The sequence below is a fragment of the Dactylosporangium sp. NPDC048998 genome (genome assembly GCF_043197855.1).
Lineage (GTDB): Bacteria > Actinomycetota > Actinomycetes > Mycobacteriales > Micromonosporaceae > Dactylosporangium.
The window spans coordinates 229,318-241,131 of record NZ_JBICTV010000001.1; the positions used below are offsets into that span (position 1 = coordinate 229,318).

7 protein-coding genes are annotated in these 11,814 nt (G+C 73.9%); all 7 read left to right on the top strand.

What is annotated here, in order from left to right:
- Window positions 1-23 precede the first annotated feature (23 nt).
- Entirely contained in the window at window positions 24-692 is a 669-nt protein-coding gene (locus ACGFI8_RS01145; RefSeq protein ID WP_392798192.1) for an Asp23/Gls24 family envelope stress response protein, read from the top strand.
- Window positions 693-825: 133 nt separating this feature from the next.
- On the top strand, window positions 826-2,499 hold the full coding sequence (locus ACGFI8_RS01150; RefSeq protein ID WP_392798195.1) for a methylmalonyl-CoA mutase: 1,674 nt from the start codon (window positions 826-828) through the stop codon (window positions 2,497-2,499).
- 95 nt (window positions 2,500-2,594) lie between these two features.
- On the top strand, window positions 2,595-5,588 hold the full coding sequence (locus ACGFI8_RS01155; protein WP_392798198.1) for an FtsX-like permease family protein: 2,994 nt from the start codon (window positions 2,595-2,597) through the stop codon (window positions 5,586-5,588).
- A 136-nt stretch (window positions 5,589-5,724) separates the two neighbouring features.
- Entirely contained in the window at window positions 5,725-8,760 is a 3,036-nt protein-coding gene (locus tag ACGFI8_RS01160) for an ABC transporter permease (RefSeq protein WP_392798200.1), read from the top strand.
- Between the two features lie 13 nt (window positions 8,761-8,773).
- Entirely contained in the window at window positions 8,774-9,646 is an 873-nt protein-coding gene (locus tag ACGFI8_RS01165; protein ID WP_392798203.1) for an ABC transporter ATP-binding protein, read from the top strand.
- A gap of 4 nt (window positions 9,647-9,650) precedes the next feature.
- Window positions 9,651-10,556 carry a tetratricopeptide repeat protein gene (locus ACGFI8_RS01170; protein ID WP_392798206.1) on the top strand — a complete coding sequence of 302 codons (906 nt, stop codon included), beginning with the start codon at window positions 9,651-9,653 and terminating at the stop codon, window positions 10,554-10,556.
- A gap of 11 nt (window positions 10,557-10,567) precedes the next feature.
- On the top strand, window positions 10,568-11,814 hold a 1,247-nt coding region (locus tag ACGFI8_RS01175; protein WP_392798209.1), incomplete at its 3' end, for an arginase family protein.

Sequence of the window (11,814 nt, forward strand, 5' to 3'; positions counted from 1 at the left end):
GGGACGATTGGGGAGAGAGTGACATGAGCGAAGCCGTTGACCCGGACCTGACCGGCGACGCCCTCGCCACGGTCGAGCCCGCCTCCGCGGCGGTGGTGCCGGCGCAGGCAGGCCCGCCGGCGGAGGAGCACTCGCGGCTGGACGAGGCGGCCGAGAAGGTGACCACGTTTGCGGCGGGGGCGGCGGACAAGGTCGGGGAGTTCGCGGCCAACACCGCCGCCGCGTCCGGCCGGATCGCGTCGCAGGTGGTCGACCGGCTGCGCAACAACGCGGAGCTGGCGGCCGAGCGCGGCACCACGACGATCGCCGACGAGGTGGTCGAGAAGATCGCCGGCATCGCCGCGCGCGAGGTCCCCGGCGTGTACGACCTGGGCGGCGACGTGGCCCGGGTCTTCGCCGCGGTGCGCGACCGGATCGGCCTGGGTGAGTCCGAGGGCGAGTCCTCCAACCGGGGCGTGTCCGTGCGCCTGGAGGGGCGCACCGCGACGGTCCGCGTCACGCTCGTGATCGAGTACGGCTTCGTCGTGTACTCGGTCGCCGAGAAGGTCCGGACCAAGGTCATCGGCTCGGTGGAGAACCTGCTCGGGCTCGAGGTCACCGCGGTCGACATCGTGGTCGACGACGTCCACGTCGACGAGAAGGACAAGGCCCGCACCCGCAGCGACGAGGCCCACGCGGCCGACTACGCATAAGCCCTCAAAAGCGGCAAAACCGCAGGCCCGCGCCCCGGCCTGGATTCGGGGCGCGGGCTTAGCGATCGTTCAGGTGACGGCTAGCATCGAGTGTGACGGACCGACCCGCCGCACCCGAGGAGCGCCGACACCCATGGACGCGCACGACATCGCCGAGGGGCGGGCGCGCTGGCAGCGCCGTTACGACGAGGCTCGCAAGCGCGACGCCGACTTCACCACGCTCTCCGGCACCCGGCTCGAGCCGGTGTACGGGCCGCCCGAGGGCGCCGACGTGCCCGGGTTCGAGCGGATCGGCTGGCCGGGCGAGTACCCGTATACGCGGGGCCTGCACCCCACGGGATACCGCGGCCGCGCCTGGACCATCCGCCAGTTCTCCGGGTTCGGCAACGCGCGGCAGACCAACGAGCGGTACAAGATGCTGCTCGGCGCGGGCGGCGGCGGGCTCTCGGTGGCCTTCGACATGCCGACGCTGATGGGCCGCGACTCCGACGATCCGCAGTCGCAGGGCGAGGTCGGGCACTGCGGCGTCGCGATCGACTCCGCAGCCGACATGGACGTGCTGTTCGACGGCATCCCGCTGGCCGGCGTCACCACGAGCATGACGATCTCGGGGCCCGCCGTCCCGGTCTTCTGCATGTACCTCGTGGCCGCCGAGCGCCAGGGCGCCGACCTCGGCCGGCTCGACGGGACGCTGCAGACCGACATCTTCAAGGAGTACATCGCCCAGAAGGAGTGGCTCTTCCCGCCCGAGCCGCACCTGCGCCTGATCGGCGACCTCATGGAGTACACCGGCCGGCACATCCCGCGGTACAAGCCGCTGTCGGTCTCGGGGTACCACATCCGGGAGGCCGGCGCGACCGCGGCGCAGGAGCTGGCGTTCACGCTCGCCGACGGCTTCGGCTACGTCGAGCTCGGCCGGTCCCGCGGCCTGGACGTCAACGCGTTCGCGCCGGGGCTGAGCTTCTTCTTCGACGCGCACGTGGACTTCTTCGAGGAGATCGCCAAGTTTCGCGCCGCGCGGCGCATCTGGGCCCGCTGGATGCGCGAGGTCTACGGCGCGGCCAGCGAGAAGGCGCTGTGGCTGCGGTTCCACACGCAGACGGCCGGGGTGTCGCTGACCGCGCAGCAGCCGTACAACAACGTGGTCCGCACCGCCGTCGAGGCGCTCGCCGCGGTGCTCGGCGGCACCAACTCGCTGCACACCAACGCGCTGGACGAGACGCTGGCGCTGCCCACCGACGAGGCGGCCGAGATCGCGCTGCGCACCCAGCAGGTGATCATGGAGGAGACCGGGGTGGCGAACGTGGCCGACCCGCTGGGCGGGTCGTGGTTCGTCGAGGCGCTCACCGACCGCATCGAGGCCGAGGCCGAGGCGATCTTCGCCCGGATTCGCGACATGGGCGGCGACGGCACGATCACCAGCGGCATCCTGCGCGGCATCGAGGACGGCTGGTTCATGTCCGAGATCGCCGACAGCGCGTTCGTGTACCAGCAGGCGCTGGAGAAGGGCGACAAGCGCGTCGTCGGCGTCAACGCGCACACCGGCTCGCTCACCCGCGACCTGGACATCCTGCGGGTCTCGCACGAGGTCGAGGTCGAGCAGAAGCGGCTGCTCGCCGCCCGCCGCGGCGGCCGGGACAACGTCGCGGTCAAGGAGCGGCTGGAGCGGATGGTCGCGGCGGCCCGCGGTGGGGGGAACATGATCCCCTCGATGCTGGACGCGGCGCGGGCCGAGGCGACCCTGGGCGAGATCTGCGGCGCGCTCAAGGGCGAGTGGGGCGTCTACCGAGAGCCCGCCCGATTCTGAACCATCACGGCGTTATCGAACCGCAATACAACCCCGCAACCGGCCCCTCCACCCGCAGGTCTTCCTAAGACGACCTTGACCACGGGGGAGGGGCCTTGCTGGCACTCGTGCTCGCAGCGTTGCGGGCCCGGCGCGCACAGGCGCTGACATTGCTGCTGCTCAGCACCCTGGCTGCGGCTGCCGCGGCGGCCGCGCCCTGGTACGTGCTCGCCTCGACCGAACGTATCGCCACCCGGCACGTCGAGACCGCGCCGATCCGGGAGCGCTCGCTGGAGACGATCGGCGAGGGGCCCGTCGACGGCGGCTCCATCGAGGCCCAGCTGGCCGCCTCGGCCGACCAGACGCAGCGGATCGTCGGGCTGACCGGCTTCACCACCTACACCGGGGCCTACGTCTCCGGCCTGGCCGCCGCCGCCACCGCACCGCCGGCCGATGCCAAGCCGGGCGGCGATCAGGGCAGTGCCGGCGGCGAGCGCAGCACCAGTTCGCCCCTGGCCCTGCGCACCGGCGCCTGTTCGCGCGCGTCGATCGAGGGCGCCTGCCCCGCCGCCGACGGCGAGGTGATGGTCAGCTACCGCACCGCCCGCTTCCTGCGGGTCAAGGCCGGCGACACGCTGTACTTCGCCAACTCCGGCCTGCCCCACCCGCTGCCGCTCAAGGTCGTCGGCGTCTACCGCCCCGACGACAGCCTCGACCCGTTCTGGAGCAGCAACGAGCAGCTGCTGGCCGCTGCCCTGCCGACCGGCGCCCCGCCCGACATGACCGAGCCGGTCGACGACGCGCTGCTGACCGCGCCGGCCACGTTCGACAAGAGCCTCGCCACGATGGCGGTGCGCACCATCGTCGACATGGTCGCCCAGCCGCAGCTGCTCGTCGACCACACGCCCGAGGAGGTGCGCGCGCGCCTCGCCGCCGGCACCGTCGAGGCCGCCAACAACCGGCTGACGCTCAACACCCAGCTGCAGGCGACCATCAAGAAGGTCGAGCGGGACCGGCGGCTGGTCTCCCTCGGCGTCCCGGTCGGCGCCTTCCAGCTGCTCGTGCTGTGCTGGTTCGCGCTGTACCTCGCGGTGAAGTACACCGGCGAGGAGCGGCGCCCCGACATCGGGCTGGTGAAACTGCGCGGCGCCACGCGCGGGCGCACCTGGGCGCTGGTGAGCGGGCAGAGCGCCCTGCCGATGGTGGCCGGCGCGGCGCTGGGGCTGCCAATCGGCTATGCCGCCGCCACCGCCGTCACCGGGCGTATCCGCGACGCCACGGTCAACGAGCAGGCCGCCGCCCTGTCCGCCGGTGCGGTCGCGCTGGCCGTGCTCGGCGCCCTGCTCGCCGCGCTGCTGGCCGAGCGCCGGGCGCTGTCCTCCAGCGTCGCCGAGCTGCTGCGCCAGGGCCGGGTGCGCAACCGCATCTGGCGCGACCTGTTCGACCTGGTCCTCGTCGCGCTCGCGGTGGCCGCCGTCTATCAGGTCAAGCACCGCGCCTCGGGCGACGCGGCCGGCCTCGCGCTGCTCGCGCCGGGCCTGGCCGCCCTGGCCTTCGCGCTGGTCGCGGCCCGGCTCATCACGTTCACCGCGGGCCGGCTGGTCGAGGGCGCGCTGCGCCACGGCCGGGCCGCCCGCGCGCTCACCGCGATCTACCTGGCCCGCCGGCCCGGCGTGCACCGCCTGGCCGCGCTGATGATCGTCACCGTGGCGCTGCTGTGCACCTCCGCGCTGACCTGGAGCGCCGGGCGGGCCGAGGGCCGCGCGCGGGCCGAGCTGGAGGTCGGCGCCGACCGGGTGCTGACCGTGCGGGCGGAGAACCGGCTCGCGCTGCTGGACGCGGTGCGCGCGGCCGACCCCGGCGGCGCGCACGCGATGGCGGTGGTGGAGTCGCTGGTCTCGGGCTACGACCGGGTGCTGCTCGTGGACAGCCCGCGGCTGGCCAAGGTGGCGACCTGGCGCCCGGAGTACGGCGCGAGCGCCGCGCAGACCGCCGCCCTGCTGCACCCCGACGCCCCGAAGCCGGTCATGGTCACCGGCGCCGAGCTGACCGTCGACTTCGCCACGCACTTCACCGACACCGATCCGAGCCGCGTGGTGTACCTCGACGTCGTGTTCGCCGACCCGAAGGGCACCCGGATCGCCGCCCACGTCGGCCCGCTCGCCGAGGGGCCGCAGGTGATCAAGGCCGCGGTGCCGGCCTGCGCGACCGCGCCCGGCTGCCGGCTCAGCTCGCTGCAGATCATGCAGTCCACCAAGGAGGAGAAGATCTTCTTCCCGTCCCGCCCGGGCGTCGAGGTGACCCTGCACGGCATCACCCAGGCCGACGGCCAGCCGGTGCTGAGCAAGGAGATGCTCAGCGACCGCACCAGGTGGCGGCTGGGGGTGAACGGCAACCCGCCCAACCTCATCGCCACCGCGGTCGGCGAGGGGCTGCGGCTCACCGTCGCCCCGGTGCGTCCCGGCACCGCCGACCCCGGCGTGTACCCGCTGGACACCCCAGCCCCGCTGGCCACCGTCCGGGCCACCCCTCGGCAGCCGCGGCTCGTCGGCGACCAGCGGATCGCCTACGGCTCGACGTCGATCTCCGAGACGGTCGCCGGCACCGCCCGCCGGCTGCCCCGGCTGGGCGAGAAAGGGGTGATCGCCGACCTGGAGTACGCCGACCGCCTCGGCGCCGACTTCGGCGCGGGCGAGTCGCTGCAGGTCTGGCTCAACGCCGACGCCCCGGGCGACTTCACGGACCGGCTCGAGGCCCAGGGCCTGATCGTGCTCGGCGAGGAGTCGATCGACGGCGTCGTCGACCGGTACGCCTCCTTCGGCCCGCCGCTCACCCTGCAGTTCATGCTGCTCTCGGCGATCCTCGGGCTGGCCCTGGCGGTCGGCTCGGCCGCCGTGGTCGCCGCCGTCGAGCGCCGGCCCCGCTCCCGTGAGCTCGGCGCGCTGCGGACCCAGGGCGCCCCGGCGCGGCTGGTGCGGCGGGTGGGCGTCGAGGGATACCTCGTGCTCGCCGGCGTGTCCCTGCTGCTCGGCCTGCTGCTGGCCGCCATCATCCGCGCCTACATCGGCGACGTCCTGCCCTACTTCGCCGACGGATGGAGAGCGCCGTGAGCGGTCCGGAGCGGAGCGGCGCCTGGTCGGGGTCGATCGGCGCGAAGCCTCATCGAGCCAGACCGGGTGTTGGGGCCGCTCACCAGGAACACAGTCCGGCGATCGCGCCGGCACCGGAGCTTGCGGAGGTGACGGCGTGATCGGGCTGATCCTGGCGATGGTGCGAGCCCGCTCCGGGCAGGCCCTCACCGCGTTCCTGCTGGCCATGTTCGCCATGGCGGCCGCGGTCAGCGCGCCGGTGTACTCCGCCACCGCCGACGCCGCCGTGGTGCGCAGCGAGGTGGCCGCCGCGCCGGTCACCGAGCGGGTCGTGCAGGTCCGGCGCACCACGCCGACGCCGACCGACCACGACTTCGAGGTCCTGGTCCCGCAGGTGTTCGACGGCGGGCAGTTCACGAGCGTGTACAGCACCGAGTACAACATCATGATCTTCCCGGTCGACCCGAAGTCGATGCAGCCGATCGCCCCGCGCTTCGTCTACCGCGACGACGCCTGCGCGCACCTGCGCTTCAGCGCCGGGCGCTGCTTCGTCAGCGAGTCCGAGGTCGTGCTGAGCACCGCGCAGGTCGAGCTGCTCAAGCTGCACATGGGCGACACCCTCCCGGTCAGCTACGCCGTCCAGGACCCGACCACCGCCGACTACATCGAGGCCGGCCCCCGCGTCACGTTCACCCTGGTCGGCGCCTACGAGCCGATCAACCCGGCCGACCTGTACTGGTCCGACGCCGACTACTTCAACCCCCGCGCCACCCCGCGGATGACCACCGAGCCCGTCTTCGCCTCCCGGCTGAGCATGGAAGCGATGGAGCACGGCAACGAGCGGCAGATCTTCGACCTCGCCATCGACTGGTCGGCGGTCGACCGCGACTCGCTCGACAGCGTCAACGCCGCCGTGAAGAGCGGCCAGGCGCAGCTGGCGGGGATACCCGGCCACCCGGTCGTGCAGACCGGCCTGCCCGCCCTGGCCAAGCGGATCAACGCCGACCGGAGTCTCGTCGCCGAGGTGGTTCCGGTCGCCGCGGTACCGCTGGTGCTCCTGTGCTGGTTCGTGCTGTTCATCGCCGTCGCCGCGGCCACCCAGGAGCGGCGGCTGGAGCTGGGCCTGCTGTCGCTGCGCGGCGTGACCGCCCCGCGGCGCTGGTGGCTCGCCGCCGGGGAGAGCGTCGTGGCCATCCTGGCCGGCGCCGCGGCCGGCTTCGTGCTCGGCCATTACCTGGTCCGGCTGGCCGCCTGGCTGCTGCTGGGCAGCTCGGCCGGCGTGCCGCTGTCGGCCGGGCTCACCCGGTGGTCGCTGGCCGCGCTGGTCGGCGCGCTGGGCGCGGCGGTGCTGGCCCAGCGGGCCGAGCTGGTCAAGCGCACCGTCGACCTGTTGCGCAACGTGCCGAGCCGGGCGTCGCGCTGGGGCGCGCCGGTCTTCGAGGTCGTCGTCGTGGCGCTCGCCGCCGCCTCCGTGGTGCAGCTGCACCGCGGCGGCGGGGGGCTGACCGGCTTCGCGCTGTTCGCCCCGTCGGCGATCATGATCGCGGTGGCCCTGCTCGCCGCCCGCGCCGCGCTGCCCATCGCCGAGCGGATCGGCCGGCGGGCCCTGCGCCGCGGCCGGATCGGCCCGACGCTGGCCGCCTACGCCCTGACCCGCCGCCCCGGCACCCAGCGCGTCCTCGCCCTGTTCGTGGTCGCGCTCGGGCTCATGGTCTTCGCGGCCACCGCGACTGACGCCTCCGCCGACGCCCGCGACCGGCGCACCCGGGTCGAGCTCGGCGCGCCCCGGGTGCTGTCCGTCGAGCCGTTGAGCCGGGCCTCGCTGCTGAGCAAGGTCCACCAGGTCGACCCGCAGGGGCAGTTCGCGATGGCCACCGCGATGCTGCCGGTCTCCGACGACACCGCGGTGCCGCCGATGCTGGCGGTCGACAGCGCGGCACTGCCCAACGTCGCGCTGTGGGAGGACCGGTCGCTGTCCGTGCAGGCCGCGCAAGACCTGCTCAGGCCGAAGGTCGGGCGGCCCACCATCGAGGTGACCAACAAGGACGTGTCGCTGGACGTCACCGTCGACTCGCTCGTCGACGCGTTCCGGGTGCGCTGGATCGCCGTCGTGGTGCCCCGCGACGGCTCCGCCGTCGGGCGGGTCAACCTCGGCGCGGTGCAGACCGGCCGGCACACCTACACCCGCAACCTGCCCATGTGCGTGCAGACATGCCGGCTCGCCGGGCTGGAGCTGGAGCAGCCCGAGGGGCGCGGCTTCGACGTGACCATGACGGTGCACAGCCTCACCCAGTCGGGCAAGACAGTCGTCGACGAGGCGGGCTTCGCCGACACCGACGGCTGGCGCACCCCGGAGTCGCCCGGGCCGAAGCTGCTCGTGCCGACGCTCACCGCGGCCAAGGACGGGCTGCGGGCCGAGCTCACCAACTACAAGGGCGCCGACACCGCGGTACAGCTGCTGCCGACCGACGCCCCCTCGCCACTGCCGGTGATCATGGCCCGCACGGCCGGCATCGGCGACCACATGACCGGCCTGGACACGCACCGCCAGTCGATCACCATCGCCGGTGAGGTGGAGACGGTACCGAAGCTGGGCTATAAGGGCGGGCTGGTCGACCTCGACTACGCCGAGCGGCTCGCCGCCGACGGGGGCGAGGCGCTGTACCCGCAGATCTTCCTCGGTCCGCAGGCCCCGGCCGACGTGATCGACCGGCTGCAGGCCCAGGGCCTGCGGGTCACCGACGACCGCGCGCTCGGCCCGCTGCGCGCGGCGCTGGACAAGCAGGGGCCGGCCGTCGCGCTGCGCTTCCACGAGCTCGCCGCCGCCCTCGCGGTGGTGCTCGCGGCCGGCGCGCTGTGGCTGGTGGCGAGCCTGGACCGGCTGCGGCGGGCCGGCGAGCTGCGGTCGCTGCGAGCTCAGGGGGTGGCCCGCCGCGACGCCGGCGCGAGCGGCTACCTGGCCCTGGTCGGCACCGCGGCGCTCATCGCCCCGTTCGCGGCGCTGGCCAGCTGGCTGCTGGTGCGGGAGTATCTCCCGGTGTTCAGCGATGACCCGGACGGCTTCCAGGCGTCGTACTGGCCGTCTCCCGTGCCGGTCGCGGCCTCGTGGGCGGCGGCCGCGGTACTGCTCGCCGCGGCGGCGGTCGTCGCCGGCGCCCGGCTCCGTGCAGCTACGACACAGCGAAAGCGATGAGGATGGGGACGCGATGAACGGATTGGCGGTCGCCTGCCGGCGGGTCGTGCACATCTACCGGGCCGAGGCCGGCGACGTCGTCGCGCTGGCCGGCGTCGACCTCTCGATCGGCCCGGGGGAGACGCTCGCGCTCGTCGGCCCGTCGGGCTCGGGCAAGTCGACGCTCATCGCGCTGCTCGCCGGGCTCATGCGCCCCTCGGCCGGCCGGGTCAACATCGGCACGTACGACATGGGCAAGCTCTCCGACGGCGAGATCGCCCGGCTGCGCGGCACCGAGATCGGCGTGGTGCTGCAGGGGGCGGCGCGCAACCTGCTGCCCTACGCGTCGCTGCACCGCAACATCTGGCTCGCCCAGCGGCGGGCCGCCCGCACCGAGGGCATCAAGCTCGACGACCCCGACCGCATCCTCGACCTGGTCGGCCTGCCCGGGCTCGGCCGCGCCCGCATCGACGAGCTCGCCCCGGGTGCCCGGCAGCGCGCCGCGCTCGCCGTCGGCATCGCCGCCGGCCCCGGGCTGCTCCTGGTCGACGAGCCCACGAGCCAGCTCGACACCCACGGCCGCGACGAGGTGCTCGAGGCCCTCGAGACCGTCAACCGCGAGCGCAACACGACGATCGTCGTGGTCACCCACGACGGCGACGTCGGCACCCGCCTCGGCCGCGCGGTGACCATCCGCGACGGGCGGGTCGGTGCCGAGGGGCGCGACGGCCAGGACTTCGCGGTGGTGGCGGGCGACGGCACGGTACAGCTGCCGCCGGAGGTCCTCGGCGACTTCCCGCCCGGCACGCTGTTCACCGTCGAGCACATCGACGGGGCAGTCACGCTGGTGGCGGGTGGATCCGACCGATCACTTGCGGCAGACCACCTGGGGCACGTGCAAAACTAGGGCCATGAGCGACCCACGCCAGTCTCAGTCGATCTTCACCCGCGGGGCGGTGGACCTCGGCGCCCTGGCCCGCAGCAATGCGGCCGCCGCGCAGCGGGCCTCGCAACCGGCCTCGCAACCGGCCTCGGGGGCACCAGCCGGCGCCAACGTAGTCGACGTCACCGAGGCGACGTTCCAGAACGACGTCATCCAGCGTTCGCTGACGGTGCCGGTCGTCATCGACTTCTACGTCGAGATGAGCGCGCCACACCAGCAGTTCTCCCCGCTGCTGGCGAAGCTGGCCGCCGAGGGCAACGGCGCGTGGGTGCTCGCCCGGGTCGACATCGAGGCCAATCCGCGCCTCGCGCAAATGTTCCGCATCCAGAACATCCCGTTCGTCGTCGCGATCGTGGGCGGGCAGCCGGTCGACGCGTTCAACCAGGTGCTGCCCGAGCAGCACCTGCGCCAGTGGATCGACGCCGTCCTCAAGGCCGCCGGGGTGGAGGTCGAGCAGCCCGAGGACCCGCGCCTGCTCGCCGCGGACGACGCCATGGCCGACGGCGACCTCGACGCCGCCGAGGCCGCCTACCGCAAGATCCTCGGCGAGACCCCGAACGACGCCGTGGCCGAGTCCGGGCTGGCGCAGGTCGGGCTGCTGCGGCGTACCGAGGGCGTGGACATCGCCGGCGCGCTCGTCGCCGCGCAGGGCGCGCCCGACGACGTCCCGGCGCAGCTGCTCGCCGCCGACGTCGAAGTCCTCACCGGCGAGGCCGACAAGGCGTACACGCGCCTGGTCAACCTCATCCGCCGCACGGCGGGCGACGACCGGGAGACCGTGCGCAAGCACCTGGTCTCGCTGTTCACCGTCGCCGGCCCCGACGACCCAGCCGTCGCCAAGGCCCGCCGGGCACTGGCGAGCGCGCTCTTCTGACGGCGCCCGCGTTGCGCCGGATCGCCGTCGTCGACGCGCCGAGCAACCTGGGGTTGCGGCCACCGACCGCCACCTCGGTGCCCGGCTGCGCCAAGGCGCCCGGCGCGTTGCGCGACCACAACCTGCTCGCCCGCCTCGGCGCGCGCGACGCCGGCTGCATCACCCCGCCGCGGTACGACCCGGCGGGGTGGCAGCCCGGCGACGGCGTGGCCCAGGCGGCCGAGATCGCCGTCTTCGTCCGCCGCCTGGCCGACCGCATCGGCTCGATCCTCTCCTCGGGTGACTTCCCGCTGGTCCTCGGCGGCGACTGCTCGATCCTGCTCGGCGCCGGCCTGGCCATGCGCCGCTACCAGCCCGAGCTGGGCGGGCGCATCGGCCTGGTGTACGTCGACGGCCACTCCGACTTCCGTCACGAGGGCAACGCCTCCTACGTGGGCGCCGCCGCGGGCGAGGCCCTGGCGCTGGCGACCGGCCGCGGCCAGGCCAACCTGTCCTCGATCGAGCAGCGCCGCCCGTACTTCCGCGACGTCGACGTGGTCCTGCTCGGCATCCGCACGCACGACGAGTACCGCCTGGACCTGCAGGCGGCCGGCATCGTCGCCCGGCCCGTGCCGGAGCTGCGCTCGGACGGCGCCGCGCGCTCGGCCCAGTGGGCCCGCGACCAGCTCCGCGATTGCGCGGGCTTCTGGGTGCACATCGACGTCGACGTGCTCGACCCGGCCGTGATGCCGGCGGTCGACGCCCCGGACGTCGGCGGCATCGCCTACCGTGAGCTGGAGATCCTGCTCAGCGCCCTCATCTGCGACCCGCGCTGCGTCGGCGCCCAGGTGACCGTCTTCGACCCGGACTACGACCCCGACGGGCAATACGCGGCGGAGGTCGCCGACGTCCTCGTCGCCGGCCTCGAGCCGCTCATCACGTCCGCCGCCCTGGTCGCCGCGTCGCCGGACCCGGTGATCTCGGCCCCGCCGTTCGCGGCCCCGGTGTCCGCGCCGCCGGTCTCGGCCCCGCCCCTGGCCACCCCCCGCACGCCGATCTCGTCCCCGACCACGGCCGCGTCGTCATTACCGGACTCGCTCAGGGCGCACGTCCCCGTCGGCTCGCCGGACATTTCCGACGAATCGGAAATGTTCGGATTGATGGGATCGGAATCAGGGGGATCGGAACTGCCGGAGTGGGGAGCGTCGGCAGCGGGCGACGCGGTGCACGGTTCCGGCGCGGAGGACGCCGCTGAGGCGTGGGAGGCGGGGCCGGTAGG

Coding starts and splice junctions, on each gene's coding strand:
- ACGFI8_RS01145 (WP_392798192.1), top strand. CDS start 24: ATGAGCGAAGCCGTTGACCCGGACCTGACCGGCGACGCCCTCGCCACG.
- ACGFI8_RS01150 (WP_392798195.1), top strand. CDS start 826: ATGGACGCGCACGACATCGCCGAGGGGCGGGCGCGCTGGCAGCGCCGT.
- ACGFI8_RS01165 (WP_392798203.1), top strand. CDS start 8,774: ATGAACGGATTGGCGGTCGCCTGCCGGCGGGTCGTGCACATCTACCGG.
- ACGFI8_RS01170 (WP_392798206.1), top strand. CDS start 9,651: ATGAGCGACCCACGCCAGTCTCAGTCGATCTTCACCCGCGGGGCGGTG.